The following is a 26,572-nucleotide window of genomic DNA, read 5'->3' as shown; positions in this document are numbered from 1 at the left end:
GCGACGTGTTTTTTATTTATGGCATAGCGAATCAGAGACAGCCAGCCCAAGTGAAAGATAGCTCAAAACGTCTGAGCTCCATTGGTATCTGGCGGCGCGGTGTTCGTTGGCTCGAGCTTGCAGCAAAAGAATGCTTTCGCTATGGCGATTGGATAGGGGAAACGTGTGTTGGGTGTACGCTTACAATTGACGGTAAGAATGATGGGACTTCAATCGTCGGCTGCTAATCGAGGGTTGTTCCACATGCGTAAAAAGAGAGGGAGTTCATGAGTAAAGCGCTATTGAAGGCTGCTGCCTTGGGCCAGAACGCCAAGCTGGAAGGATTCTTGGCCAACGGCGTCTATATCAATTTCAAAGATAAGGCGACCGGACGCACTGCGTTGATTGAATCGGCTATTGCAGGTCATGCCGACACGGCAAGATTGCTGATCGAAAACGCTGCGAGTCTTGACTGCGCTGATGATGTCCTTGGATACACCGCCCTTGGCTGGGCCGCCCACCAAGGGCATATGCACATCGTTAAAACGCTACTGGCTGCGTGCGCGTCCGTGGATTTGACGGAGTGCGAAATTCAGCAAACGCCCGTGATGATTGCCGCTCGTGAGGGGCATCACGATATTGTGGTTGCCCTGCTGGCGGCCGGTGCGAATGTGCACTTGGAGTCGGGCAACGCACGCAACGCATTGTCGATCGCTGAAGAGTGCGGTCGCACAGACATCGTGGGAATGTTGAAGAAGCAGGGGGCGCTCGCGCCTGCATCGCCTGCTGAAATATCAATATCCTGGCCTATCGTAACAGCAGACTTGTCCGACGTTAATGACGCGGATCCTGCCAGCGTGCTGCGTGGATTCATGCTTGCCATGCATCGCTGGGAGACGGATTGCTATAGCCAACAGCAAAGCGCGGGCGATGAAGAACCACTGGACTGGTCGGTCATCCAACAAGCGCAGAACCAGGTATTCGAACGTTTTTGCACGCCCAAACCACGTACTTATGGGCGACTAGGCAGTTTCGGCTTTCCCCCTACCTACACACCTGACGACACGCTTGTCAGCATTGAACCTCAAGCCCGGCGTGTCTTGCTCATGACTTTACAGGCGCCCAGTACGCGTATGCGCTACGAAGTGCTATTTAGCCTCGTCAGGAAGGGAGGCGTCTGGCGCATTGACACGAAAAAGAGACGCCCTTGGGGCTCGTCAGCCAATTGGGAGGTGGCCATCTTGTGAGCGATGCAAAAGAAACGGCAATGACCTCCATCGACATCCAAGGCCAGGATCCGAAACTGGATTATTCCTAGCCGTTGATAAAAGGTAATTCAGCGGCCCCCATGTAGGATTCGCGAAGAGCTTCGCGGCGGCCTTACTTTTCCTCCGTGTTACCAAGCCGTCCGCTATCTCAGGCTTCAGTGAGTTCGACTATTCGATCTGCAATCTGAGACGTTTTTGATCGGACAAGGCAGCGCGTGTTGCCGACAAATTCTTCTATCAGGTACACAGCGTCGCCGACATCCAGTTCGAGCTCCTGCAGCGCCTCATCGGGAATTCGAATGGCGCCGTCGCCGTCCCATTCTTCGATCATAATTTTCATAGGTGGCTTTTTTCACGGCTGGTTTCCCTTGCTTATGAGTCGGCGATATTAACGTGCTTTTGCATGCAGGCTTAGAACCGGCGGACACTCTTCGCAGTAATCTAGGGTGCTGCAGTAATTAAATAGCGCGACAAACCACCCGTCGACCTCAACGGACTGTGCCTGCATAGATCTCGCGCCACGATAGCTGACCAACTCTGTGCATCGGGTGCACGCCCAGTGCTACGTCCTTTAGAACCAGGGAAACCTCTTGGGCAGCGAGAGGAGGCGCTTCAATCATTACTATCGTACCTGTCGAAGCGAATGAGCATTGGCATCAGCATAACTACTTACCGTTAGCATTCGAGTCATCTACTGCAAGGAGCGACGATGCCCCGGTCGGAGTGTCGATTCCCGAACTGCCTATCCGGGGTGTCATAGCCTGTTGACTTATAGCTTTGGTGAGTTCGGCACCTGCAGAAATGGTTTTATCGTTCACAGTAATACTTGCCTGTCCGTCCAAGAGAGCGGTCAGATCTCTAGAGATTTTGAACGCAGATTTTTCGATATGTGCCTCCATCTCTGAAGTGTTTATACCGGCTTCTTTAAGCCTGGATGTAAGCCCTAGCAAGGCGTCGATGGCCTCAATCTTTAAAGGGATCGCTGAGACTTTTCCTTCTGCAGTGAAATTTCGGTACATCCACGAAGCTGTTTCTTGGACGAAAGACACGAGCAGGCCAATCACTCGAGACTCTCCGAAAAGCTTTGCCCATAAACTTCCCGATTCGATTTTCGAAACGCGCAATGGATGCTCGCTCTCAGACACCGAGAGCAACATGCACAGCTCGCTGTAGAGACCTTGCACCGCGAGTAAACGGCGAGCGAAATCCCCAAGATCGAAGTGTGCAGGTAACCAAATGGCTAGTGCTGCTTCGGCGCTGCCTGCAATGTCATGGTTGCCGACAAACTCATCAACCATCTGGAGTGAGCCCATCAGTGTCAGAAATTTGTTGTTCAGGTCTCGAGCAGCGAGAATTACCGGAAGAGCATTGACACCCGAGCCGTTGGTGATGAATACATCATACAGGTCTGAAAATCTTTCAATCTCGTGCCTTAAGTCAGGGATCAGGTCTGAGTTTTGCGATTGAGCAGGTTGAAACTGAGAGAGGGCGCTCTGGAAGTGCTCTAGAGCTTTGAAGAATTGTCGCTGACTTATGCTGGAGGTTGATTGGTGTACTCGTGCAAGGTGGTTGTGGAGGTGTGCTGCACCATCGTTTTGTGAGCTTCCACCGAGCGAAATCCTTTTTATAAAATCAGTCATGCCATCCGCCGTTTTCGCAAGCTCAGCTACGACAGTAATGAATGGTTGAAATTTCTCGGATTCGCCGAAGAAACGTTCGATCGTGCGTTGAAACTCAAATGATTGCATGGAGATTCCGGAAAAATAGCCTGCGAATGACGCCATCATATCTGCTACCAACCGATCAAGCTCAACAGCACCCCGTTTACGAGCAAAAAGGGCAAAGTATTCGCTACACGCGTCCACATTGATTCTTAGATATTTAGGCTTCAGGAATCACCCGGATCAGTCGGGCCTCCGTGCGCTCTGTCGGGCATCACGTGTATCTCGATACGAGGCGGCGGAAGTCGTTGTGACCGACCATAATTCGACCGCTAAGTTTTGTACGAAAGTCGGTGCTGGTAGAAATGCCGCCATGATTGGCTGGAGGCCCGCATGGCAAAGCGTTACGAACTCTCCGACGCATCGTGGGAATTGATCAAGGATCTGGTTTCTCCAGAGCAGAAAATGGGTCGGCCACGCAGTGATGATCGTCTGGTACTGCATGGAGTCCTGTGGATCCTGTGCTCGGGCGCTGCCTGGCGTGACCTGCCGGAACGCTTTGGGCCTTGGTCGACGGTGTATCAGCGTTTTCGTGACTGGCGCGATGACGGTACGTTTGATCGAATACTCAAGCGCTTACACATTCGGCTGAACCGGGAAGGACTGATCGACTTGGACACCTGGATGATCGATTCCACGGCGGTGCGTGCAACCCGAGCCTCTTCAGGCACCGGGAAAAAAGGGGGCCTGAAGAACCGCTAGATCATGCCTTAGGTCGCAGTCGAGGCGGCCTGACAACCAAGATTCACATGGTCAGCGACGCCAATGACGTTCCCTTGCGCTTCATGCTTTCACCGGGACAAGCCAGCAATATCACCCACGCCCAGCCGTTACTGTATCAGGTACGAATTCCCGGCAAGCCGGGGCGACCATGCAAACGCAGTCGCTGGTTACTGGCAGACAAAGGCTATGACGCAGAGCACCTGCGTGACTACTATGATCGTTACCGAATGCAGCCGGTGATTCCGCTGCGCGCCATGCCACGCAAACCCCGGCCTGGGTTGCCCCGACTCTTTGATCGTCCATAGTATCGGCAGCGGAACATCATTGAACGGATGTCTGGCTGGCTAAAGGAGAACCGCAGAATAGGCACTCGCTACGACAAGCTGGCCAGCAGCTTTGCAGCCATGGTCACTCTGGCCTGCAGCCTACGGTGCATGCGGCAATTCTTCTCGTACAAAAGCAGTGGCGCAGAGAATTCGCACCTTGATGGGTAAAACAGTGAGCACCCAGCGTTCACGATGATGATAATCTTCTTGTACGCCCCAGCTGCAGAGGGACGGGGAGATAATTCTAAATAACTTACTTAATTAATAATAAAGTGCGGAAGCCCACCCCGCGCCCAGTATGCTTTCTACGAGGCCTCACATGGGTAGTCGAAATTACGCAACACGGATGTCATGTTTTTCGCTGATATCCGCTATAGAGTCTGACCTCAGAAATATAATAACTTTTCAACTGAAAGATGGATATGAAGGTGCGCTACCAGAAGATGTTGTTACTTCAGCAAGGACAAGGTATTTAGAGCACAAAAAGAACCCCATCTCATCTGAAATCGAACTATCAGACCTCCTAGATTTTATCGACTTTTATGACCTAAGCAAGATATTAAACAAAATAAGTGAAAAGCAAGATGCGTTTACGAAAGATGATATAAAGCATATAGCCGCGCAACTAGAAAAGCTCTCCAGATGCCGCAATCGCGTGTGCCACTCACGCCCGCTCGAGCCCAACGATTTTATAGATTTACTTGACTTCACTCAAGACCTCACAAGCAAAGGTTACAGGCAGGACTGGAAGAATATTAACGAAGCGCGAAAAAACCTCGACAACCCGGCTTTCGCATTATCGTTAAATATTCCTGACTTTTGGCGCACCTCAAAGAAGTCTATATATAACAACCTTCCTCTTCCCGAGTTTGATGAAACCGGCTTTATGGGGAGAGACAAGGATAGGAAATCGATAAACAGGCTTCTAGCTTCGAATACCAAAGTAATTTCGATAGTTGGTGAGGGTGGAATAGGTAAAACAGCGCTCGCACAACGATGCCTATATGACATCCTAGAAATTTGTGAGGATGAAAACCAAGCCCCCCCCCGCTTTATGAGATTATAGTTTGGGTGTCCCTAAAGACGAACAGGCTAACAGTCACCGGCGTAGAACAAATCCAGAACGCTATCAGTTCCAGTTCAGGTCTATTTCAAGATATAAGTAAAAATCTCGGCGGGGGGGCGACGGAAACTTTGGAGTCTGCGTTAATTGAAGTTTCTGAATACATGACTGAATTCAGAACCTTATTGTGCATTGATAACCTTGAAACCATCTCATCTACAGAGGTAAGAGAGTTTTTAGCGAACATTCCAAATAAATCTCGAGTTCTTATAACTACGAGAATGGGTCTGGGTGAAATTGAATATCGCTATAAGCTAGACAAATTGGATGACAAGCCGTCAATTGAACTTATGCGAAATATGTCGAGACTCCTCAATCTTGAGTCCCTCGCCACGAAGAAAAATGAAGCATTGAAGCAACTCTGCATGAGACTTTACAACAACCCGCTCCTGATAAAATGGTACGTTCTAGCAGTAGCGGCTGGAAACAGCCCTGCCGATTTGATAAATAAAGAAGGTGTAAACTTCAAGGATGCACTGAGATTTTGTTTTGAGAACCTATATGACCGATTAGGCCCTATTGAAACGAAAGTGATATCTATTATCGCTTGCTTACGAAAGCCTGTATCCGCAGTTGAGCTTCGCTTCTTCCTAGACGAAGAATCAGAGGCAGCCATTGAGGAAGCTTTAAATCAACTGTATAACTCGAGCATGCTGGAGTCTGTACTGGATAATAACAACCAAGAAAGTCGCTTGTATGGACTTACTGGTGTTGCGGAAGAATACATCAACACGATAAGGCCAGTTCCCGATGAGCTCTATCAGCTGGTGAAAAACAAGAGAAAGGAACTTTCTAGGATCCTAGAAGAGTCCAACCTAATACAAAATCATTATAATTACGACTTGAATGCAATAGCATGGTCTAATCGCGACGAAAAAATTTGTGCGATTTATTTGAAGAAAGCTTTGGTTGAAGCTCGAAAAGGCAATACTCCAATTGCAGAGGAATATATAAAATCAGCCAAAAGCATAATGCCGGAATTTTCGGAGTGTTATCGAATACATAGTTACATTCTTAAGGACACTTCGCCATTTAAAGCTGAGGCGGAACTTGAAAAAGCAGTCGAGTACAATCCGCAATCCGCCATTGCTCGTTATGCATATGCACAATTCTTGATTCATGAAGATGATTTTGTTCGGGCCAAGGAACAAATAAACAAGGCGCTGTCGATTGACCCTTCCGACATTGCATTAAGAACCTGCAAAGCGTGGGTATTAACCCTGAATGGTGATTATTCTCTTGCAGCTAATCTTTATGAGGAGTTACTCCCAGAACAAAACGCCAGGCATAGAAAATTTAGAATTAGCACATATGACCAAGCATCAAACTGCTATAAGCGCATGGCCGCACAATCCATCAGAGACGACGACTGGTCGTCAGCAAAAACAAATATCGGGCGTGCCGTCAGTATACTCTCAGGTGCTATTCACACTAAAGATTTTGATGACGGAACAGTAAATAAGTTATGCCAAATCTTACTGGAGTCTGAGGCATTTTATAAAAAGACAGCCGACACCAGCCTATCTTTGGAGATTTTAAGTACCATTGATGATCGCTTTTCATATTTCAATGCTAAATCCCTGCAAACATTGAAAGCGGGGCTTGAAAAATATAAATCTATATGTGGGACTGAGAACGCATATAAAGCAGATGAAATTCTGCAAAGGATTTCTCCACCAAAGCCCAAGCTTACCGGGGCTCGAGTTGAAGGCACTGTGGTGCGGGTTGTGAGATCTAATACTGGGGTTTCTTACGGATTTATATATAATTCGGAAAACCGAACTTTGTTTTTTCATCGAAAGGAACTCGAGCCGAATAACATGCTGGATATAGATTACTTAAATGTAAAAGTTTCTTTTGTAGAAGGCGCGTATGATAAAGGAAGCTGTGCCCTTGCAATACAGAAACTCTAGACATCATGAATGCACTTATTTTGCCTGGAGGTTACAATCGTGACAATGTTCGCAAGCACTAAATTAATGGGTGATAGAGTAGGCACCCGACTGGCCCCGTTACTGATATATCGTTGATCCGATCAGATTTGCCACCCACTACTTTTACTTGAGCCGTGTTGACTTGGCGATTTACTCCCAAGTCAGCACGCGTATTAAATCAGTGTTGCCGTTAATACTAGCTGTTGACCCTTTACAGGTTAGCGAGCTTAGTCAGCTGATTATCGATGTCAATAACGCCCTCGTCGCAAAATGGGCAAGTGGTTCATGATAGCGTATACCTACAAGACACACCTTCACTACGCCCGACTTCCGATCAAAGTACGAAAATTTGCCCCCTCCCCCAAAAAAGTTTTGCTTTAAGAATGCAGAAAACTAAAACCAGCTTTCCCATTAATGTAATGCTCAAGCGAAACGCGTTTGAGATCTAAATCGAAGAGCGGCTGGGTCATGGGAACTTTTTGAGCCGGGCTAGACCTTGCTTGATGTGACCAGCGTTCTCACCAATTGTGTAAAGCGCACCACGGACGTTGTCTCCGACTTCCGCATGTCCCTGGGCTTCTACCTGGAGGGTCAGCTCCATCAGGGCGGACTCAAGGGCCAACTGGTTTTGGTACAGTCTTTCCAGTAAATCTGATAGCGAATACTCAGCGTGCATTTGGTTTCACCTCCATGTTGGGAACAACAGCATAACAACAGGTGAAATTCAGAGTGGAATCAGCTCGTTGCACAAGTCTTGAGCTTGGTCGCGACTAAGGATGATTCCCTGGTGCGAAATGCTGCTGTCTCCAAACGCAGAGCGAAAAATACCGATTCCCGGCAAGTAGAAATTGTTTTTGTTCAGATAGCCGATTGGAAATGGAGAAATGGGGGAGCTGGTGTAGTTCACAACCCGGTAGACGACCAAGATCCAATGCCGTCCTACCGTCGCTCCTTCGAGCCGACGGCTCGGCTCATTCCGCCAGCAAGACCGCAGATGATCATCGCACGAATCGTTTGAGTGACCGTCGACTCGCTATCACTCGCTCTCGTATCTCATCAGGGTCTATCGACATGCCGCCGTCCGGTGTCACGCGAAGAGACTGCAGATTATTGAGAGCGGTGATGAACGCGCGTTCTTTGGCTTGCTCGCGACGTGATCTGTTGTCTCGACAAAAGAATCCTATCAATCGCTGCACCACTTCATGCCGCACTCCTGATTTCGTGTCCCATGGCACCATTTTCAGCGATGTGCAGAAGATGTTAAATGAGTGAGCGAGTAGCAGCCAAATACTGAACTACTTGCTCCAGTCCCATTCGGCATGTGATGAGATCACGCGGTCGACCACTCAGTCCTCGATTCTGACTGCTTAGCCAGATCTTTGCATTCTGCTCGGTTCCTACGAGCGCGAGCAATGACTGATACAAATCAACCAAAAGCAAAGCCCGGCTCCACGCTTCGGTGCCAGGTTGAAGCAGTTCATGTCCGTGACGTAGATGCAGGACAGTGGATACCTGCTCGCCCAAAACAGCTGATAGTTCAGAGTCATCAAGCCCGAAGCCTTCGCCAGCCCGAATAAATGCTTTGCCAAGTACAGCGTTTGCAGTGCTCGATGTGACTGATTTCATGCTCCACCATTTGAGCTGTAACGTAGTTTTGTACTTTGTAACACTGCATACGTTACAGCGCACAAAACTACGTTACAGCCCCCAGAAAGCGAGGCCCAGGCAAGCGGAGCGCGCAGGCGTGCGGATGGAAGCCCGCAAGGGCCAAGACCAGCGCCTTGCGCGTAGGCTTGGTTTACGACAGCCATCCCCGACCAGGGGCACGCCCGAAACCATGGCCTCTCAACAGCCCGCATAATGAGTAACCATGTGGCCCCAGGCCGAGAGCGCCGGCCCATTTCTGCGAAGGATATCCATCGCCTCTGCGGCAGCAATTTTCGTCGGACAGCCCCCAGTCAGATAAACCTTGTCTTTGCCCTGGTGGTACAAATGCATGATCGTTAAAACCATGACCTGTTGCAGCGGAGACATTGCGCGATAGTTTTTGCGCATTGCTTTCAATTCTTCGGGGATGGGCTCTTCTCCGCCAGCCCAATCGAATCCGCGAGGCCGTAAGTTGTAATGCCTGCCTGGGCTTCCATAGGCGCGTGCAACATGTTGAAAACAAGCCTCAAGCGAGTAAGCCTCTACGATGTCACAAACTGCTTGCCCAAAGATATTCCCGCGCGCTGATGCACTGGGGAGCGTAGGGTTGGAAGCCCCGCAAACCATCGACAGCGCAGTAAGCTCAGCACCGTCCATGCAAGGCACTTTATCCACCAAATCGATCAACATCCAGTTGGGAAAACGACCAGCAGCAAAGGTGGCGTTAACTGCCGCATATGCAGCAAGGGCGACTGGTTGTAGCGAGTGGTGAATGTAGGCTTGGCTGGCAGTGTGAGCATCCGTGAATGCCCATACACCTTCCGAAGGCTGATGGACGCCAATCTCAGACAAAAGGCCTTTGGCCTTATCAACGTAGTCGTTATTCAAGAATTATAATTCCTTGTGCCAATTTGGTGTCCCATTCGCCACTGTTCCTGTGAAGGGCGCGCATGGCTTACAGTAATTGAAGCCGTTACTCGAGTTTCATCAGGGTTGGCCCGACTCGTCACTGTCATCGTTGTCGTGAGTCCGCCAGTCACCCGCCAAGGGTATGACTGCACTATGTTGATACCTCCCGAATGGTGATTGAGCGTCGTGTGGAGGAAGCTGGAATGAATGCCTCCGCTCCAATAGCTCAGGAAAGCGCTTGAAGACCGTCAGTTGGTGCAAGGGGATGGTTTGAATATAGGCGAAGAGATTGCCTAGGTTGATGCTGACGCGAGGGTTTCCGGGAGCTTGAAACTCATCGCTCAGTACATGCGAGAGACTCCACTCGATCGAATGGATATCGATGTCAGGTCTGGCATCAGTCCAGGACGATGCAAGCTGAGTGGCGTGACTAAAGCTACGGTAGCCTAGACCTTTAGCGAGCAGTTCTAATGCTTGGGTATGCATGATCGGTTTTAAGCTAGGCCAGGTTTTGATGATGAAGCGAGCAGCTTTCTTCATGCCTCTATGGCGTTCAAGATCAGCGGGAAAAAGGGGAAGGATCATCGCAAGCTCCAGTCGTTAGAGGTGTCGGCTGCCGTATTTTTCACGCGGCAAGATATTGTCGTACTTAACGAATGTTCCATAAGACGGGCCTCGTTTGCGGTGATAGAGTTGCGTTAAGTGTCTTGCACCTAATCTGCTTCAGTAGGCCAGGTATTTGTTAGCGCTTCAAAACAGTGAAATGTCAGTTTTCACTTCGTTATAATTCAATATCCTTGAAGGCAAAATACATCTCCTCATAAGGGTAAACTCCAAAGTTTTCGGTACTCAAAATATCTGGCCCATTGAGACGAAGTACGCTATTTGTCTCCAAAGAAAGGAGGTCATTTGGGCCTAGCCGCTGCAAATCCCAGCTTTGCCATTGGGTTTTCAAGGGATACTCCTTCCACCGGCGATCGTAAGTCAAAGAAATTACTTCAGCGTTTTTACCTTCCGGCAGGGTAGCGATGATGGTTAGTCTTTCTGAGGAAAGATGAAGCATCAAAACGGGTGATAGAAGATCACTTACCAGTGCCCGATCGATTAACTCAAAAATCTCGTACTGCGGATTTTTGTCCCAAAGGATTGCGAACCGCTGCAGCCCAAGTTCTTGCATTTCGAGCTGCTCACTAAAGCGCTGAGGTGCAGCGTAAACGGTATACTTGACTTCACCATTCTTCGCGCTGACCATGTCGTACTCCGGCTGGAAGAAGCGGGAGCAGGTACGGATTGAGGGCGGTCTCTTCTGCGTAATCACTTTTTACTCCTAAAAGTTGGTAGCACCCGCTTGAGCGCTGCTGGTAAGCGGAGCGCGCAGACGCGAGGATGGAAGCCCGAAGGGCCATGACCGGCGCCTGCGCCGAGGCGTGGTTCACGACAGCCGTCCTCTGCAAGAGGCGCGTACAAGAAGATATTCGACTGCTGGCACTAAAATTTAATGTCATCATCAAATGAATCAAAATCGCATCGAGCCATAGATCCTTCTTGAGGCTCTGATCCGAAAATATTTTCAGGATCCCACTCATCCCAAAACAGAAACATATCGGATGTGAAGTCCGTAATGCCTAATACATTGTTCTCCAAGATTTCGGGAGCGTAATTTCTAAACAGCCTACAGCTCTCGACTCGATTGGTTACTTTAAGATCAACAATAGATAATGGCGTCCAGCAGTCATATAAAGCGCCAGATGCGATATCCGCCCAAGCGTTTACAAACCCTTCATAGTGGCCGTCGTCCAGCATGGAGTCGTATGCGATGAAAAGTGTGCCCTCAGAAGCATGTAACAGCTTTACAGGGGCTAGCACGCCTTTGACGATTGATTCTTCAATCAAATCGATTACTCGAGTGTCGGGGCGACCTTCCCAAAGGACAGCAAACTTCTGAATACATACTGCACTAAGAGGCAAGGAATTAACATTCCTTGTCTGCTGAGTGCTGAAAATAGTGTATGCCCCCTCACCATGTTCATTGTGGGGATGCTCATGTTCTGTATAAAGCAGTCGGGAATAGATCATCATACGCACCCTATGGCGACGCTACGGTGATGAGTTTCGATGTGGAACTGCCCAACCAAATAACCATGGCTATACGCTGGCGCTTTAGGTGTCTCGCTTTTTACTGAGAAGAGAAAGGTAATACTTATACATCTCAGGAGCAGAGTGACCCATAGCATTCAACACCGAAGTCATTAGATCGCTTGAGATTGTAGATGTCACGGACTGTCGGATGCTATTCAGAGGACTTTGTGGATTATCAATTACTGCATCGATCAGCCAGAAGCAAAAAATCCTTTTCATGGCCACAAGGCTTATTGGGCGCTTGTTGTCCTTGTCAGAGGGGAAAAGAAAGTCATCCTTAGAAAGTCCTGTTGCTTCGAGATATCGGGTGATCAAAGTCGCGGCATTGTTAGTTAAGACTACCATACTGCTTCCGAGGCGGCGTTTGTATGATAGTACTTTGACCTTTACCTGCGAGTGAAAATTAAGTACATCGCCAGCCTTCATTTCCCTCAGTGCATTCACTCGCAACCCCATAAGCAAAAATTCATGCAAACACTCATCGCGGAGGTTGCCGGCGCGTTTGACCGCTTGGCGAATAGCCTCCAGTTCACTCTGATTAAATGGAGTCGGCTTAAAATGCTTAAGGTGATCTTTTGGACTCAGATTGTCCACACTCGAGCCGAGACCGCATTTAACGCAAGGAATATCCTTGCGCCTCGTCTGAGTCGGTGACGTACACAACCCAAAACGTTCAGCTTTGAGTTGGGACTCCATATTTTCGTCTGTGAGCTTCCCATCTACCTCGAGGGCAAAAGGGGGCAGCCGATCCCCCCCTATGCCTAAAAAGTGCTCTTCTAAGATTTCTTTTGCAAGTGGCCAAAACGGATAATCGGAGCGCCCTGAATAAAGCTCGTTTTCGCACGCGAAACTTACTTCCAAACGCTGATTGCGATCCATTTTTTTGACCGTAGACCACAAGGACTCAATGGCAGGGAAGGTGCTGCTAGCTACATCGTTGCTCAAAAAGATATTGAGCATGTCCTTGTGGGCGCCGACCAGTCGTACCCCGGACAAGGCGTCCTGACGGTATGCGCGTTCCAGGGTTTCGATGATGAAGCTCTGGTCTAGAGGCTGGGTGTATATGACAGCGATGCGCTGCTTGGTTGCCTGAGGCATCACCTCAAGGTTTGGGCTTTTCCACTGCAAACAACTGAACACCATGTGATGGGGAGCGTCATCAGGTTCTAAGGGATCGCATTCAGGGTGAAAAATGTCTGAAAAGGGCATGTCGGCTTCCCTCCAAAGGGGTAGTGGAAGAAAAGCCGACAAAAAGCCTCAGGTCAAAGGTGACGCGACAAACGGTAAAAAGTTATTTAAATTCAGTGCTTTAGAGTATTCGAAGAGTATACCCATTGCTTTGGCCTGCGATGGAAGACGTTTCCGCTGTTCAAGAGACTGCTCTGCGGATCGGAGTAGATTTCTTAGGGGACAGGATGCACGGCTCACAGCTGTTGAAGAAGCTGCTCCAGCACTATCCTTTTCCTGGGCGCTCAGCAAAAAAAGCGGGTCAACGCTATCACGAACGACACTCTCGAATGACCAGGGTCGGCCATCAGGACTGATGCACTCATCGCATTAATCAAGCTCGCCGCAATCGTTAAAGATCACGAGGCGCCAGCCTTTAATTTCGATGTGGGAAGCCCGGCGAAGACTTCGTCCCAGGATTGTGCGCACGCTCTTTTCATCGTCCTGCAACTCAGCGTGACGTCTCTGAGTATTTGGCAGACTTCTTGCGCAGTGAGAGAAGGCATCGGGGTATTTTTTTTGCCGTAATCGTAAAGTCCGGAACGGTACATGAGAATAATATGTAGGAAATGAACCTACCGCCAACCCGTTCCCTTACTGAATGGCTTGACCGTGCTACTGATCAGAAACAGCAGCACATCCTGTACGTTAGCTAGCCGTGGCTTTACGTACGGAGCTGAATCGTCGACGCTGGATCCGGCGAACGGAGGGGGAGCTCCGACTATCTCGAGAGACACGTAACGGGGGGATAGCCCGCTGTGACAATCAGCCATACTCGGCGATAGCATCGTGCACATTAATAGTCTTCTCATGGATGAGCTCATGAGTGATGCCCTTTTTGGCCATAACGAGTAAACGACCCAATACCAGGTAATGCTGATAGGTCGTGGTTGGGCTTTCATGCCCGAGTTGATTCACAATCACTTGCGTGATGGCGAGATCCATGACCTCCGCATTCTTTTCGAGAATGCCGTCTCCATCATGATGTTGAATCATCATGAGGGTCGGCCACCATTTTCGAGTGTGGTAAAACATATTGCTTGGGAGAAATTCCGGATCCTTCTCGATCGCAAGGGTTTTAGCGTAATTCGTCGCGTTTGCAATCGTAGTTGCGCTGACGGGTTCGCCTTCAGATGTTAAAAATAAGATCGAAAGAGGGCAGTTTTTTCCATATTTCTCTTTGTACAGTTTCGCTCTAATTGGGTATTCGGTTTTGGTGTAATCGTCGTCGATCATCTTTAAGGCATAAGCTGGAATGATGATTTTGCGAAGTTTGTTTCCCTTTCCCAATACTTCATATTTAAAGGTCTTGGGCTCTTCATTCATTTCACTGTATGGGAGTATGTGCCTATTTTTTCCTTTGCCCATATATGGAAATTGTACAAGTTCCATGGGGCGCATTGCCGTTGCGAGCGCGAACTGGAAAAGCGTGTTGTAAACCTTGTCAGCATAGCTGCTGATAAGAGTTTGGATGTCGCGATTTGATATTAACTGTCTTGCTTTTTTTTGTTGCTTCTGTTTGTCCAATACGCGTATTGAGGATGTGCTGGCAATAATTTTCGCTTTTTTCTCAATATAACTCAGTAGGCGCCGATCCTTGAAGTTGGCTACCCATGTTCTCAATTGGATTTTTACACCTGTCGATATTTTTTTTAAATGTAGCCATTTGAAAAAATAGAGTACAACGCAAGCGTCGTTGAAGATAGTTTCTGAGCTAGGGTGGATGCTGTTTTTGGCCAGTCTAAGAGTTTGTCGATAGACCTGCCATTGACGAAGGTCGGTATTGGTTACATGGATATGGTAGTCGCCAGGGTTTATGGATTTAAATTCCGGTTTTCTTGAAAGGTATTTATAAAACTTTGTAATAAGTGTCGCATACCTTTTAGAGGTTTGACTAGACGATCTCGTCTTTTCGTACAGATACAGATTCGGGATGCTCAGCAGGTGATGCTTTTTTTTATAGTCCACCATGATGATGTGATGCGTAACATCTATTTCGAGCGCAGTGCTATGATAGCTTATCGGGTGGAATTTGAAATTTAACATTATTCACCCTGCCTGACTTTGAAAAGCTGAATAGATTCAAATCCCCAGTTTGGTTGTGGCATTTTAGCTGCGTCCGCATCGGTGAACTCTTCGCTTGGAGTACCTCTAAAATGGAATTTTCGATTTGCGGAGGTGACTGCATCAGAAGCAGTGAATGGAACGCATATAGATATGGAGGATATCGGCTGAAGGGATCTCATTAGCAATTGCAGTTCTTCGCGGCTAAAAACCGGAAGGCGGATTACGACCATTTTACGATTAATGTAAGGAAGTTGTTTTGCGCAGAAAGACGAAAAGTCAGAGATATAACGCTCTTGAAAAAATACTACGTCAGTGCTTTCTGGGTTGGGAAGCTTTTTTATTTGTTGGAAAATGCGCGAGATGGCTGCATCTTTTTCATCTTCGTAGAGATTGAAATCCTTTGAGATGGCGTATGCTTTATTTGCGGGCGCAAGATCTGGTGAATAAGTTGTGAAATTTTTGTCGGTTTTTTCAGCGTGGTTAGCATGTTCGGCATTAGCGCTGGCTACGGCATCGATGGTTAGCTTGGCATTTTTTACCTCAAGCTCGGTAACCCTCTTGTTGAGGAAGGCGTTATGATTGCTTTGGTTGGTCAGCGTTGAAGTTAATTGGCCAGCCTCAAATGCCATGACGTCGTTGTTCATCAGGGTTGAGACATAATTCTTGGTGACTAACTGAAGCTCTCTTTCATGCGCCTTTTGCGCCTCTGCGAACGCTCGTTGGAGACGCTGAAGCTTACCCTCGCTGTTCTCGATAATCTGACTTAGAGAGGCGTTGTCATCGACGAGGAGTTTCGCAATGGACTCCTTGCCCAATGAATATTCCTTTAGATCGCCATAGTAACGGTTGAACGCTTGCCTGCTGATTCCCGCAGCATCAGCCAGTTGAGATACCGGTAGTTTAGACTGGCCGTGTTGAAGTTGGTGTTCTTTGATAATCGCGATCAAACGATCGCGGGTTTCTTGGCTGCTCATGCCTGGACATCCACTGTAGGTATGACTTGGTAAGACCGGTTGGTTTTCAGCCTTTCGAGATGTTTTGAGTTATCAATAATTTTTTGTCGAAGCATGGCTTTCGAGGTCTCGGACAAGTTGGCTTCAGCTTCCGTCAGCATGTGCTGGTAGAAATCCACATTGTCTTGCAAAGCCTTTTGAGCCTTTTCCACAATGACTGCATGAGTGCACGAGGGATCACAGAACAAGGGGTCAGGCAACGCGTCTTTGACAATGCCTTTATGGTGGATAAGGCAGGGTGGAAGCGAGGGCGAGGAGTAAAGTCCCGTGGTCACGCAATAACTGCCAACAGCGGTGCGATAGATAAACAGCGGCTCGCCCGATGAGAGTAAGTGGGTTACATAGGTGAAGATGGTCACCTTGAGCTGCTTGCCACTAAATGCCTCAGGCCGTGCGGCAATCTTGTTCAACATGCGCTGTGCACCTTCGCCAGAAGAACTAGAGTTTTTCACCGAGCTGACGATGTCCATGAACTCTTCGATATAGTTCTTTTCGATTGCTTGAGCTACGCTCTGGACGATGTAAGGGTTCCTGCCGATATACCGCAGCGTCATAGCGTAACTGGCATGGCCAAACAAAAGTCGAATGATATCCACGTTCCGTTCGTTTCGGTTGATCAATATCTCGGCGATGGTTTTGCGGAATCGATGCGTATGGACGCGGTCGATGCCGAGCTCCTCCTCGATTTTCTGAGTAATGTACTCGATTCGTAGTGAGGTACGTTTATTGACTTTTTTGGTGCTCACCACTGACTGAAAAAGATACCCTTCCCGGTAGGTTTTCAAACTTTTACGCAGTTGCTCGTATTCCTTGATTTTCTTGCCGACGAATTTAGGGATTGGGATGAACGTCGTGTCCCCCTTGTAGTTGGGGTCTTTGCTGGTTTTGTAGCGCGTAACTTGAAGCTTGTAACGCCCATCCTTGCCAAGGATTACATGTTTAAATTCTAAGATGTCAATTTCGCTCACCCGTAGCCCGGTAACTAGGGCTACCAGGATATAAATGGCGCAGCGAATGGAATCTAAAGACTTTATAGCGCTCGAATACCAAGAATAATTCCAGAAAAATCCAGACTCATATTCTCTCCGAGTTTTCTTTACCTCGACGATTCTTGTTTCATCAATGGTTAGGTTCAAGTTTTTTTCGAGCTTAACGTCTGTTTGGTACCGGGCTAACGTTTTGCTCTTCACGTTTAAGTAGCCTTGATCTTGGGCAAACTCCGCGACTTTTTGAAGGGGAGCCATAGCCTTCTCTGTCCAGAAGGATGCGTACTCAAACATTTTCTTGAGATCAGACTCTTTAAACGGCACCCAAGACGCAACCGAGCCGTTAAAATGGCCGATTACGTCTTTTTTTCGCTCTGGGGTGTCAATCGCTGTCGCGGATACTGAGATTCGGTGCTCGACTGGGATGAGCTGCTGGGTGCTCAGCGATATCCAGAGCCGAATCTGCATGAAGAGGTAATGGTAATGCGTAAAAGCTACAGAGTCCTTTGCTCGATCGAGCGCGTTGTTCAAGAGCTTCGCTGTGATGAAAGATAATGACTCGGCATCCCCCGTCAGATGGTTGTCGATAAAGACATACTTCGTGATGATGCTGTACTTCTGGCTATGGCCCCGGCTGGTGGAGTAGGCGCGAATCCCGGCAAAAGGTGCAAACTCTGGGATCAAGTGATACATAATCGACTTTTTGATGGCAGTCATGGGTTCAGACAGGCTATCAAAGTTGATCCGCATCACCGATCCATCTTCATTCTTGAAAATGATCCAGCTCGGATCGCTATACAACGAATACTTCGATATCGGGAAATTCCCGTTAGGGTACAGCGCCAGCTTTTTGAGCAAGGTGCTTTCAGTCTGGATCGCTGTGCCAGTGGACTCTAACAGCAGGCGTTCAAGCTCTAGCTCCCCAGCATCCTCAAGATCGTCCGAAAAATCGATATCTAGCGCTTCGTCGAGGACATGCTGGATGTCGTCATCGTCATCGTCATCGTCATCGCCATTGGGTGAGCCCTGATTCATTTCCTGTCCTCTTCTTCGAGTATCAGTTGCAGAAAGTTCAGATCGCGAGGCAACAAGGGAGTGTTGCGACGCTGGTAACGAACTGCTTCTCGGACGGATTGTTCATCAGTCCAGTTATCGAGAATAGAATCGATCTTCATCAGCTCAATTTCGTGGCTGCTACTGTAGTCCGAGCTGGATTCTGGCTGATCCTCAATGAGCTCCTCGACATGGATGCGACGCTCTACCAGATACGGCAGGGAGTCCTCGAACACTGTGCACTGTCTGCAAAACATGCATTTGCTGATTACATAACACCGCTCCCCCTCGGGCACGCGATGCCTCGCTCCTTGCCAGGTGGGCTGGCGTTGGTTTGCGCAGGCCCAGAGTGGTTTCTCCTGGCCAGGTATGTGGAAGACCTTGAATGGCAGTTGCACGGCTTCCTGAGGTGGTGTACCGAGCATGCCTTCGAAGTGACCCGACAGCATCAGCGCCACGATAGCCTCCATCTCTGTCTCAAGCCTGTCGTACCTCTCCTGTTGAGCAAGGGGAGAGTTATCGTAGTGAACGTCAGTCGTCTCAGGACTGGAGTGGCCCAGCATCAAAGCAAGCAGCCCGTGTGATACATTCTTCTTGGCTTTTTGAAGCTTTACCCATGTGGGGCGAAGGCGGGTGGTCAAGTCCTGGCCTGACATCAACTGTTCCCCGTTCTCAAAGACGGGATATTTTTGGAGGAACTGTTTGATTCCTTGAAGGAACGCCTTGTCGTTGGAGGCAGAGGTATGACGGCCGCCTTTCTTCACCCAGTCGGCGTAGAAACGGATGCAAAGAAAAGCAGGGTTGTAATCGTCGTTACTCATTCCATGCTTGATATAGTCGAATTCGTAGTCCTTCAAAACCGACGACAGATCGATAGCTAGGTGGAGAAGGTTGCATGCTGAGTATTTATCGTACCTGCTGCTGGCCGCCAGGATATCTTTAGGGGCGTAGTAGGGCTTGTCGATTCCTTGGCTCTTATTCTTCTCGGTCTGGAGCATTACACAGTCTTCGTCCATTGCGCCTGTTAACGCATGCTCGAAGTTTTCGGGATCAACAGCTAGGACGGCTTCTTTGTTCCAGTTGGTTTGGAGCATGATGAACTGAATCAGGCAGGACATGTCTCCCATGGTTGGGAAATACATGCCCAAAAGTTCATCCCACAACAGTGAAGCGCCACTGCCTGGAATGGTGTAACCTGAGCGCCATCGGTAAATCAGTAGATGGATAACGTCTTTACATTGATGCAGGGAAAATATCTCATTAGCGACATATTTCTCGCCGATCTCCTCTAGTTTCATTCCGAAGGGGTAGCCATTGTCGAGGAACGTTTTGATTACCCTGGGTAAGTCAGGCTCGAAGTTCAGAATTTTCTGGGAGCGGTAGGGGTTTTGAGGGTTCTCAAAAATAAACTCATTTCCACGATTGAAAAATTCATTGAAGAACTCTTTCCGCCATTCCGGGCGAGCGGCAAAGCTTTGAAAAGCGGGGTCGTTTGAATCAGCAAGCTTCTTGTGGAGGGAGCGGAAGTCAATTTTCTTATCGTTGTCAAATTGGTACTGCAGCCATTGGAAAATTGTTTCCCGGCTATACGAGATTTTCTCGATAATTTCCTCGTAGGTATATGCCTTTGCTTGATGAACCAGATCTCGGAACTCAATTTTGGCGTAGAGCTCGTCGATGCATGAAGTAAATGCATCAGCAAGCATCTCGTTAGCAGCGTCAGTCAGCGGCATTCGGGGCTGAGACTTATCTCTCGCTGCATAAGGAAGCATGATATTTGGGATGGCATCAGTAAGTGATGCCGCATTCCTTAGTGCAGTTTTGATTCGAGCCGAGCTCTCCATCCTCTCGTCTTTCTCGCGTAGAAAGTTTTCAAAGGCTTTGAAAACTTCGGCGCTAATGTCTGTGATCGTCGAGATCCTCAGTTCTGAGGGGTTGTAGGAATTGTACTCTTGTGCAAAGTCAAAAAAAAGTCCGATTGCACGGCGTAGAACTAGGACAGAAACCCGGCTTCTTGTTGGGCAGTATTTGAGAAAGATCAAGTGCATTGCAATGCAAATTGCCTTGCTTAGATCGTAGAACGGATGCCCCTGATAAAGGCATTCGATATACAAGCCGTCTGAGGATACTGCTACATCATAGACTGCTTTCTTCGGTTTGAATAAGTGATCCATGGCTTACACCTCATTGCTGATCCTTTCAGAAAGAGCGGCCCATGCACTGTCCAATTTGTCACGGTACTCTTCGAGTGTTCCGTTGTTTTGTATGATTGTGTCGGAATCCTGGACGGCAATCCCTAACTCGGAAGAGTGCTGATTAACAGGCTCTGCATCCTCTCGGACGATATGCCAGATCGCTCCACCAATTTTCCGAATGTAATCGGCCTCATTCTCGAACCGAATGTCTTTAATGATGATGATGTTTTTGTATTGGGTGTTGAGTGCGGGCTTGGTGACAAAAGTCGAGTTATTGATGTCTTGCTCTGGCATTGCGCTGCGGCGAGCAAAGAAATCTGGGAAGTCTTTCAAAGCCTTAGTTTTCACCAGTTCAATCATTTGACCAGGCGTCATCTGCCAGAACGGATCAATGATCGGTGTCGCATCAAGCTCCCAGCACTGCTCATCGCTCATGTTGAAGAATGCTTTGGCGCCGAGGATGAAGGGAAGGTCAGGGTGTGAGAGCTGTTCCGGGAGTAGGATAGGAATGGGCTCCTGGGCGTAGATTTCGCGATCAGCGCGCATCAGCCAGTGGACTGGGTTGTGATCCCTCATCCATTCCGTACCTACTCGCTGGAAGAATTCCCTCGGGGAAAGGCCCCAAGCCCCCACCTTGATCTCCTTTAAGTTATCATCCCACGTCTGTGAATCGGACAGATTGAAGAGAGCTTGACACCCACTCTTGAGCGGATCGGCCAGAGCATAGGCTATCACCTCGGGGTGCTGAAGCAGGATGGCCGCACCTGTGTCCTTACCAGACCTGGCCTTAGCAGCAAGTCCTACGACTCTCTTCATCTTGACTAACCCCCTGACCTATAAGGTTCTTTAGCTTGTTTACATTTTTTCCAAACACGAGTATAGCAGCTTGTTTCCACTCTGCCTGATTCCGAAACAAGATTCCACCTATGCCTACCAGGGCGGCGGGCGCGGCTTGTCGCTTGAGCGTATCGCGGCACTCGAAACGTTCGTTCAAGGTGATCTGCGCCCGGACATTACGTTGATTTTCGATCTGCCCGTGGAAATCGGCCTGGCGCGTGCGTCTGCTCGAGGGCGCCTCGACCGCTTCGAACTCGAAGGCCGCACATTCTTCGATGCCGTGCGCGGTGCGTTTCTCAAGCGCGCGGAAGCCGACCCGGCGCGTTACGTGCTCGTCGATGCTGCCCAGCCGCTGGCGCAGGTTCAGCAGTCTCTGGACGCCTTGCTGCCGCGCTTGCTGGAGTTGACCCGTGGCTGAAGCCTATCCGTGGCAGGACGCACTCTGGCAGCAATTGGCCGGTCGCAAGCAACATGCGCACGCCTACTTGTTGCATGGTCCGGCGGGAATCGGCAAGCGCGCGCTGGCGGAACGTCTGATGGCCAGTTTGCTGTGCCAGCGTCCCAGTGCTCAGGACGCTTGCGGCGAATGCAAATCCTGCCTGTTGCTGAAGGCCGGCAGTCATCCCGACAACTACATCCTGGAACCGGAAGAAGCCGATAAGGCGATCAAGGTCGATCAGGTTCGTGATCTCGTCAGCTTCGTGGTGCAGACCGCGCAAATGGGCGGGCGCAAAGTGGTGTTGATCGAGCCGGTAGAGGCGATGAACATCAACGCCGCCAACGCCTTGCTCAAAAGCCTCGAAGAGCCTTCGGGCGATACCGTGTTGCTGCTCGTCAGCCACCAGACCAGTCGACTGTTGCCCACCATCAAGAGTCGCTGCGTACAGCAGGCGTGCCCATTGCCCAGTGAGGCCATGAGCCTTGCATGGCTGGCAAAGACATTGCCGGATTGTTCCGAAGAAGAGCGCGTCGAACTGCTGACCCTGGCGGCGGGTTCGCCACTGGCGGCGGTCAACTTGCAGGCGCAAGGCGTGCGTGAGCAGCGGGCGCTGGTGGTCGATGGCGTGAAGAAGCTCCTCAAGCAACAGCAATCGCCGACCCAACTGGCGGAAGGCTGGAATGCGATTCCTTTGCTGCTGCTGTTCGACTGGTTCTGCGACTGGTCGAGCCTCATATTGCGCTACCAGTTGACTCAGGATGAAGAAGGGTTAGGGCTGGTGGACATGCGCAAGGTGATTCAGTACCTCGCGCAAAAGTCCGCTCAGGATAAAGTCCTGAATATTCAGGACTGGATCCTTGCCCAGCGCCAGAAGGTCATGAGCAAAGCTAACCTCAACCGGGTGTTGCTCCTCGAGGCGCTGTTGGTGCAATGGGCGTCTTTGCCTACCCAGAAGTGATCGAGTGTGCCTAGACTCTGAACATCAGCAGTGGAGGTCAGCATGAATGAACCCATCAACTCTGGACCGCGAAACGGCATCCTGTCCCTGACCATCAAGGACAAGTCGGTGCTGTACGCCGCCTACATGCCCTTCATCAAGAATGGTGGACTGTTTATCCCGACCAACAAAAACTACAAGTTGGGCGATGAGGTATTCATGTTGCTGAACCTGATGGATGAAGCCGAGAAAATTCCAGTCGCCGGCAAGGTGACCTGGATTACCCCCAAAGGTGCCCAGGGCAACCGGGCTGCCGGCGTTGGCGTGCAGTTCAACGACGGCGACAACACGGCGCGAAATCGAATCGAAACCCATCTGGCCGGAGCGCTTAAATCCGACCGTCCCACCCATACGATGTAAGTTGCAGCCTTTTTTATGCTCGTAGATTCCCATTGTCACCTTGATCGCCTTGACCTCGCCGCTCACAACGGCTCCCTGGATGCAGCACTCGATGCGGCCCGCGAGCGCGGAGTCGGACACTTTTTGTGTATCGGTGTCAGCGTCGACAACGCCGCCGACGTCAAAGCGCTCGCTGAGCGCTATGACGACGTCGATTGTTCGGTAGGCGTGCACCCGCTGGATGTACAGCCGGATGCCGCGCCAGCGCTCGATTGGCTGTTGCGCGAGCTCAATCATCCACGTGTGGTCGCGATCGGGGAAACCGGTCTGGACTATCACTACGAGCCGGAAGCGGCAGAACTGCAGCAAGCGTCGTTCCGCCTGCACCTGCAGGCGGCGCAGCAAACCGGCAAGCCGGTCATCATCCATACCCGGGGTGCACGCGCCGACACCTTGAACCTGCTGCGAGAAGCCGCGCTGCCGCAAGCGGGCGTCCTGCATTGTTTCACCGAAGACTGGGACATGGCGAAAGCTGCATTGGACATGGGCTATTACATTTCCTTGTCCGGTATTGTCACTTTTCGCAATGCCGACGCGCTGCGCGATGTGGCCAGTAAGGTCCCGGCAGACCGTTTGCTGGTGGAAACCGATTCTCCCTACCTTGCGCCGATCCCGCATCGCGGCAAGCCGAACCTGCCGCAATACGTGCGTGAGGTAGCGGAATTTCTGGCAATGTTGCGTGGTGAGACTTACGAGCGACTTGCCGAGCAAACGACCGAAAATTTCAAGCGGCTGTTTCCGCTGGCGCACGTGAAAGGTTAAATCGCAGGCAAAAAAAACCCGGGTTCTGGGGGGTGAATCCGGGTTAAGACCATTAGGAGTAAAACAAAGATACGCGGTCCGTTGGTACCTTTATCAGCGCGACACTTGGGGGAGATGTCCCGCCGACAGTTGAAGTATTGATCAGTATTGCGCCGAGTCCAGTTTAGCCCGTCGGGTTTTTAAACAATTTTGGAATACGGGCGCTTCGGAAGAGTTCTCATCAACGTACGACCCTGCAGGAAATCTACAAGAAACATAGATATGGTCGGATGATCCGTGCATTTTTGCGCAAGTTAGGCATAATACGCGGCTTCGAATTTTGACCCCTACAGACCTTTTCTTATGCATAAAGAACCTCGTAAGGTCCGTGAGTTTCGTCGCCGCGAGCAAGAAATTCTCGATACCGCGCTCAAGCTGTTCCTCGAACAAGGTGAAGACAGTGTCACCGTCGAGATGATTGCTGATGCCGTCGGTATCGGCAAAGGCACGATCTACAAGCACTTCAAATCCAAGGCCGAGATTTACCTGCGCCTTATGCTCGATTACGAGCGTGATTTGAACGAGCTGTTGCATTCGGCTGATGTCGACAAGGACAAGGAAGCGCTGTCTCGCGCCTACTTCGAATTCCGCATGCGCGATCCGCAACGCTATCGATTGTTCGATCGCCTGGAAGAAAAGGTGGTCAAGGGCAATCAGGTGCCTGAGATGGTCGAGGAGTTGCACAAGATCCGCGCCTCGAACTTCGAACGTCTGACCCTGCTGATCAAGGGCCGGATCAGCGAAGGCAAGCTCGAAGACGTACCGCCTTACTTCCATTACTGCGCCTCCTGGGCGCTGGTGCATGGCGCGGTGGCGCTGTATCACTCGCCGTTCTGGAGCAATGTCCTGGAAGATCAGGAGGGTTTCTTCCAGTTCCTGATGGACATCGGCGTGCGCATGGGTAACAAACGCAAGCGCGACCCCGACACTTCTGGTAGCTGAGCCATTCATTCGCCTTATTGCGCCATGATTTTGCTACATGGCGCAGTACCGCAGGAATATACTCAGGTTTGGGACTTGCTAAAACTTGATTTGTGAGTCAAGTTTTACGCGTTCTAATATCCCATTGCCGGAGTGATCCATGATCGTTGACCGTCAAGGCAGGCGTTTTCGCAATTTGCGGATCAGCCTGACCTCAGCCTGCAACTACGCGTGTACTTACTGTGTGCCAAACGGCAAGCGGCTGGTCGCTGCGCAGGATGAGCTGTCGGCAGAGGCCATGGCACGCGGCGTGGAGTATTTGATCGAGGCCGCCGGAATCGAGCGGTTACGGATCACCGGCGGCGAACCACTGGTCAGTCCCAAGCTCGAAGCCTTCATGACAGCCGTAGGGCAGATGGGGCTGGACGATATCAGCCTGACCACCAATGGCCAGTTGCTCGCGAAAAAACTCCCGCTTTTGGTTGATGCCGGAATCCGGCGCATCAACGTGTCACTCGATACCCTCGATGCCAGCGCATTCCGCAGTATTGCTCGCGGTGGTGATCTGGCGACCGTGCTCGACGGCATGGATCAGGCCAGTTCAGCCGGCATCAAGATCAAGGTCAACATGGTGCCCCTGCGTGGACAGAATCTTGACCAGGTAATGCCGCTGCTCGATTACTGCCTTGAGCGCGGGTATGAGCTGCGGTTTATCGAACTGATGCGCATGGGACATCTGGCCAGCGACTCCAACGCCTTTCTGCAACAATTCGTCAGCCTGCAACAGTTGCTCAGCCTGATTGGTGAGCGCTACGAATACCTGCAAGCCGATGCGCCCGTTGATGCCACTGCGGTGCGCTATGAGGTTCCGGGGCTGGGCCACTTCGGCGTCATCGCCAACGAAAGCGTACCGTTCTGCCGCACCTGCTCGCGACTACGTCTGTCGTCGACGGGATGGCTGCATGGCTGCCTGTCGTCGAGCAACCGTCACTATGTCGGCGACCTGCTGGATAAACCTCGTCATCAAGCGCTCCCGGCCTTGCAGCGACTTCTGGTGAAAGCCTTGGGCGACAAGCAGGAGGTGGCATTCTCAGGTGGTGCGACCATCATGAAGATTATTGGTGGCTGATCTGCCTCAAGTCCGCATTTTATTTGAAAGACCCGTCATAGCCTCTTCGTGCTGGCGCGGAAGCTGCATCCAACGCCCATTCGCCGGTTTTCCGTCACCGGCCTCTGGAGGATAGGATGCGTAGCCTGGTTTTGCTGCTGGCCATTTTGGCGCTTGGTGGCTGCATGAACGTCAGCGATATGGCCGAAGGGACTCGCTACCACATGAGCGACGCCGGTCTGCTTGACCATAGCGACAGTCGCCGCGTGAATAACCTGCGTATTCAGCCGGACTCCTTCATCTACATCGCCCAGGGCGCCTTCGCGCCGCCTGGCAGCACCACCTACCCACGACCTAACGTGATTGCCGAGGTCGCCTTCGATGGCTTCATCGAGTATTTCCCCATGGTTCGCCGTGCCCGCATGCCTGAAGGTCTTGATGAAGCCATGGGCGAAGCCCGGGCTGTCGGCGCGCACTATCTTCTGTACACGCGTTTCGCCAAGTCCGATGACCGTATCGGCAACTCGGACGAATGGCTCGATCAAGAGGCCGTGGATCGGCTGGGCGTGGACACTGGCGTCATTCAGATCATGTTGATCGAGACCAGCACCCAGTATTTGATTGATACTGCACGCATCAAGAGTCGTGGCGGTTTGCTGACATTCCACGACACCAAGCCGGAAGACCTGATGGGCCCGCCACTGGAGCAATACGCGCGCAGCCTGCTGGGTCTAAGTGACCAATAATTCATAAGGAGATC

23 protein-coding genes and 2 pseudogenes are annotated in these 26,572 nt (G+C 50.3%); 11 read left to right on the top strand and 14 right to left on the bottom strand.

What is annotated here, in order from left to right; genetic code table 11:
* Positions 1-266: 266 nt before the first annotated feature.
* Entirely contained in the window at positions 267-1,226 is a 960-nt protein-coding gene (locus H7698_RS24435) for an ankyrin repeat domain-containing protein (protein WP_194693025.1), read from the top strand.
* Between the two features lie 169 nt (positions 1,227-1,395).
* Here the strand turns inward: H7698_RS24435 and H7698_RS24430 are convergent, their stop codons facing one another.
* Positions 1,396-1,587 carry an AbrB/MazE/SpoVT family DNA-binding domain-containing protein gene (locus tag H7698_RS24430; protein ID WP_194693024.1) on the bottom strand — a complete coding sequence of 64 codons (192 nt, stop codon included), beginning with the start codon at positions 1,585-1,587 and terminating at the stop codon, positions 1,396-1,398.
* 325 nt (positions 1,588-1,912) lie between these two features.
* Entirely contained in the window at positions 1,913-3,034 is a 1,122-nt protein-coding gene (locus tag H7698_RS24425; RefSeq protein ID WP_194693023.1) for a hypothetical protein, read from the bottom strand.
* A 267-nt stretch (positions 3,035-3,301) separates the two neighbouring features.
* Between H7698_RS24425 and H7698_RS24420 the strand changes: the two are divergent.
* The 3 genes and pseudogenes from H7698_RS24420 (at position 3,302) to H7698_RS24415 (ending at position 7,053) form a co-directional block, all read left to right on the top strand.
* Positions 3,302-4,185 (top strand): annotated as a pseudogene (locus H7698_RS24420) (IS5 family transposase).
* 151 nt (positions 4,186-4,336) lie between these two features.
* On the top strand, positions 4,337-5,083 hold the full coding sequence (locus H7698_RS31190) for an ATP-binding protein (protein WP_208525834.1): 747 nt from the start codon (positions 4,337-4,339) through the stop codon (positions 5,081-5,083).
* A gap of 5 nt (positions 5,084-5,088) precedes the next feature.
* Entirely contained in the window at positions 5,089-7,053 is a 1,965-nt protein-coding gene (locus tag H7698_RS24415) for a tetratricopeptide repeat protein (RefSeq protein WP_208525833.1), read from the top strand.
* A 487-nt stretch (positions 7,054-7,540) separates the two neighbouring features.
* On the opposite strand, the gene H7698_RS24410 is transcribed toward H7698_RS24415, so the two are convergent.
* The 12 genes from H7698_RS24410 to H7698_RS24355 all read right to left on the bottom strand — a co-directional run bounded on the left by H7698_RS24410 (position 7,541) and on the right by H7698_RS24355 (position 21,126).
* Positions 7,541-7,750, bottom strand: a complete 210-nt coding sequence (locus tag H7698_RS24410; protein ID WP_194693022.1) for a hypothetical protein — start codon at positions 7,748-7,750, stop codon at positions 7,541-7,543.
* 584 nt (positions 7,751-8,334) lie between these two features.
* Entirely contained in the window at positions 8,335-8,700 is a 366-nt protein-coding gene (locus H7698_RS31935; protein WP_194693021.1) for an MbcA/ParS/Xre antitoxin family protein, read from the bottom strand.
* Positions 8,701-8,919: 219 nt separating this feature from the next.
* Positions 8,920-9,609: a hypothetical protein gene (locus H7698_RS24400; RefSeq protein WP_194693020.1), complete on the bottom strand. Its 690-nt coding sequence runs from the start codon at positions 9,607-9,609 to the stop codon at positions 8,920-8,922.
* Positions 9,610-9,708: 99 nt separating this feature from the next.
* Entirely contained in the window at positions 9,709-10,215 is a 507-nt protein-coding gene (locus tag H7698_RS24395; protein ID WP_194693019.1) for a hypothetical protein, read from the bottom strand.
* A gap of 196 nt (positions 10,216-10,411) precedes the next feature.
* The gene (locus H7698_RS24390; RefSeq protein WP_194693018.1) at positions 10,412-10,948 is read right to left on the bottom strand and encodes a hypothetical protein; all 537 of its coding nucleotides are present in this window, start codon (positions 10,946-10,948) and stop codon (positions 10,412-10,414) included.
* A 170-nt stretch (positions 10,949-11,118) separates the two neighbouring features.
* Positions 11,119-11,706: a hypothetical protein gene (locus H7698_RS24385; protein ID WP_194693017.1), complete on the bottom strand. Its 588-nt coding sequence runs from the start codon at positions 11,704-11,706 to the stop codon at positions 11,119-11,121.
* Between the two features lie 84 nt (positions 11,707-11,790).
* On the bottom strand, positions 11,791-12,978 hold the full coding sequence (locus H7698_RS24380; RefSeq protein WP_194693016.1) for a tyrosine-type recombinase/integrase: 1,188 nt from the start codon (positions 12,976-12,978) through the stop codon (positions 11,791-11,793).
* A 783-nt stretch (positions 12,979-13,761) separates the two neighbouring features.
* Positions 13,762-15,042 (bottom strand): hypothetical protein, encoded by a 1,281-nt coding sequence (locus tag H7698_RS24375; RefSeq protein WP_194693015.1) that lies wholly within the window; start codon positions 15,040-15,042, stop codon positions 13,762-13,764.
* A complete protein-coding gene (locus H7698_RS24370) occupies positions 15,042-16,037 on the bottom strand; it encodes a TetR/AcrR family transcriptional regulator (protein WP_194693014.1) in 996 nt (331 codons plus the stop codon). Before H7698_RS24370 ends, H7698_RS24375 begins: the two co-directional genes overlap by 1 nt.
* Positions 16,034-18,097 carry a tyrosine-type recombinase/integrase gene (locus tag H7698_RS24365; RefSeq protein ID WP_194693013.1) on the bottom strand — a complete coding sequence of 688 codons (2,064 nt, stop codon included), beginning with the start codon at positions 18,095-18,097 and terminating at the stop codon, positions 16,034-16,036. Before H7698_RS24365 ends, H7698_RS24370 begins: the two co-directional genes overlap by 4 nt.
* On the bottom strand, positions 18,094-20,289 hold the full coding sequence (locus tag H7698_RS24360) for a hypothetical protein (protein WP_194693012.1): 2,196 nt from the start codon (positions 20,287-20,289) through the stop codon (positions 18,094-18,096). Before H7698_RS24360 ends, H7698_RS24365 begins: the two co-directional genes overlap by 4 nt.
* A 3-nt stretch (positions 20,290-20,292) precedes the next feature.
* Positions 20,293-21,126: a deoxynucleotide monophosphate kinase family protein gene (locus H7698_RS24355; protein WP_194693011.1), complete on the bottom strand. Its 834-nt coding sequence runs from the start codon at positions 21,124-21,126 to the stop codon at positions 20,293-20,295.
* A gap of 100 nt (positions 21,127-21,226) precedes the next feature.
* Here H7698_RS24355 and H7698_RS24350 point away from each other — a divergent pair.
* From H7698_RS24350 to H7698_RS24320, 7 genes and pseudogenes are all read left to right on the top strand, one after another.
* Positions 21,227-21,565: pseudogene (locus H7698_RS24350) on the top strand (dTMP kinase); the annotation flags it as partial.
* Entirely contained in the window at positions 21,558-22,544 is a 987-nt protein-coding gene (locus tag H7698_RS24345) for a DNA polymerase III subunit delta' (RefSeq protein ID WP_162436425.1), read from the top strand. The pseudogene H7698_RS24350 and the gene H7698_RS24345, both read left to right, overlap by 8 nt.
* 42 nt (positions 22,545-22,586) lie before the next feature.
* Positions 22,587-22,943: a PilZ domain-containing protein gene (locus tag H7698_RS24340; protein ID WP_162436424.1), complete on the top strand. Its 357-nt coding sequence runs from the start codon at positions 22,587-22,589 to the stop codon at positions 22,941-22,943.
* A gap of 15 nt (positions 22,944-22,958) precedes the next feature.
* Entirely contained in the window at positions 22,959-23,744 is a 786-nt protein-coding gene (locus H7698_RS24335) for a TatD family hydrolase (protein WP_194693010.1), read from the top strand.
* Between the two features lie 342 nt (positions 23,745-24,086).
* Positions 24,087-24,725 (top strand): TetR/AcrR family transcriptional regulator, encoded by a 639-nt coding sequence (locus H7698_RS24330; RefSeq protein WP_162436422.1) that lies wholly within the window; start codon positions 24,087-24,089, stop codon positions 24,723-24,725.
* Between the two features lie 139 nt (positions 24,726-24,864).
* Entirely contained in the window at positions 24,865-25,833 is a 969-nt protein-coding gene (locus H7698_RS24325; protein WP_194693009.1) for a GTP 3',8-cyclase MoaA, read from the top strand.
* A 116-nt stretch (positions 25,834-25,949) separates the two neighbouring features.
* On the top strand, positions 25,950-26,558 hold the full coding sequence (locus tag H7698_RS24320; RefSeq protein ID WP_162436420.1) for a DUF4823 domain-containing protein: 609 nt from the start codon (positions 25,950-25,952) through the stop codon (positions 26,556-26,558).
* Positions 26,559-26,572 lie beyond the last annotated feature (14 nt).

The organism is Pseudomonas sp. p50(2008) (assembly GCF_015351605.1).
In the GTDB taxonomy this organism is placed as follows: domain Bacteria; phylum Pseudomonadota; class Gammaproteobacteria; order Pseudomonadales; family Pseudomonadaceae; genus Aquipseudomonas.
The sequence above is the reverse complement of the archived record's forward strand: the minus strand, read 5'-3'. Positions and strand labels throughout refer to the sequence as shown.

What these genes read in the sequence shown, in the direction of transcription:
- H7698_RS24320 (WP_162436420.1), top strand. Translation starts at nt 25,950, where the DNA reads ATGCGTAGCCTGGTTTTGCTGCTGGCCATTTTGGCGCTTGGTGGCTGC.
- H7698_RS24335 (WP_194693010.1), top strand. Translation starts at nt 22,959, where the DNA reads ATGCTCGTAGATTCCCATTGTCACCTTGATCGCCTTGACCTCGCCGCT.
- H7698_RS24425 (WP_194693023.1), bottom strand. Translation starts at nt 3,034, where the DNA reads ATGATGGCGTCATTCGCAGGCTATTTTTCCGGAATCTCCATGCAATCA.
- H7698_RS24430 (WP_194693024.1), bottom strand. Translation starts at nt 1,587, where the DNA reads ATGAAAATTATGATCGAAGAATGGGACGGCGACGGCGCCATTCGAATT.
- H7698_RS24340 (WP_162436424.1), top strand. Translation starts at nt 22,587, where the DNA reads ATGAATGAACCCATCAACTCTGGACCGCGAAACGGCATCCTGTCCCTG.
- H7698_RS24380 (WP_194693016.1), bottom strand. Translation starts at nt 12,978, where the DNA reads ATGCCCTTTTCAGACATTTTTCACCCTGAATGCGATCCCTTAGAACCT.
- H7698_RS24325 (WP_194693009.1), top strand. Translation starts at nt 24,865, where the DNA reads ATGATCGTTGACCGTCAAGGCAGGCGTTTTCGCAATTTGCGGATCAGC.
- H7698_RS24330 (WP_162436422.1), top strand. Translation starts at nt 24,087, where the DNA reads ATGCATAAAGAACCTCGTAAGGTCCGTGAGTTTCGTCGCCGCGAGCAA.
- H7698_RS24385 (WP_194693017.1), bottom strand. Translation starts at nt 11,706, where the DNA reads ATGATCTATTCCCGACTGCTTTATACAGAACATGAGCATCCCCACAAT.
- H7698_RS24395 (WP_194693019.1), bottom strand. Translation starts at nt 10,215, where the DNA reads ATGATCCTTCCCCTTTTTCCCGCTGATCTTGAACGCCATAGAGGCATG.
- H7698_RS24365 (WP_194693013.1), bottom strand. Translation starts at nt 18,097, where the DNA reads ATGAATCAGGGCTCACCCAATGGCGATGACGATGACGATGACGATGAC.
- H7698_RS24435 (WP_194693025.1), top strand. Translation starts at nt 267, where the DNA reads ATGAGTAAAGCGCTATTGAAGGCTGCTGCCTTGGGCCAGAACGCCAAG.
- H7698_RS24410 (WP_194693022.1), bottom strand. Translation starts at nt 7,750, where the DNA reads ATGCACGCTGAGTATTCGCTATCAGATTTACTGGAAAGACTGTACCAA.
- H7698_RS31190 (WP_208525834.1), top strand. Translation starts at nt 4,337, where the DNA reads ATGGGTAGTCGAAATTACGCAACACGGATGTCATGTTTTTCGCTGATA.
- H7698_RS24370 (WP_194693014.1), bottom strand. Translation starts at nt 16,037, where the DNA reads ATGAGCAGCCAAGAAACCCGCGATCGTTTGATCGCGATTATCAAAGAA.
- H7698_RS24360 (WP_194693012.1), bottom strand. Translation starts at nt 20,289, where the DNA reads ATGGATCACTTATTCAAACCGAAGAAAGCAGTCTATGATGTAGCAGTA.
- H7698_RS24375 (WP_194693015.1), bottom strand. Translation starts at nt 15,042, where the DNA reads ATGTTAAATTTCAAATTCCACCCGATAAGCTATCATAGCACTGCGCTC.
- H7698_RS31935 (WP_194693021.1), bottom strand. Translation starts at nt 8,700, where the DNA reads ATGAAATCAGTCACATCGAGCACTGCAAACGCTGTACTTGGCAAAGCA.
- H7698_RS24355 (WP_194693011.1), bottom strand. Translation starts at nt 21,126, where the DNA reads ATGAAGAGAGTCGTAGGACTTGCTGCTAAGGCCAGGTCTGGTAAGGAC.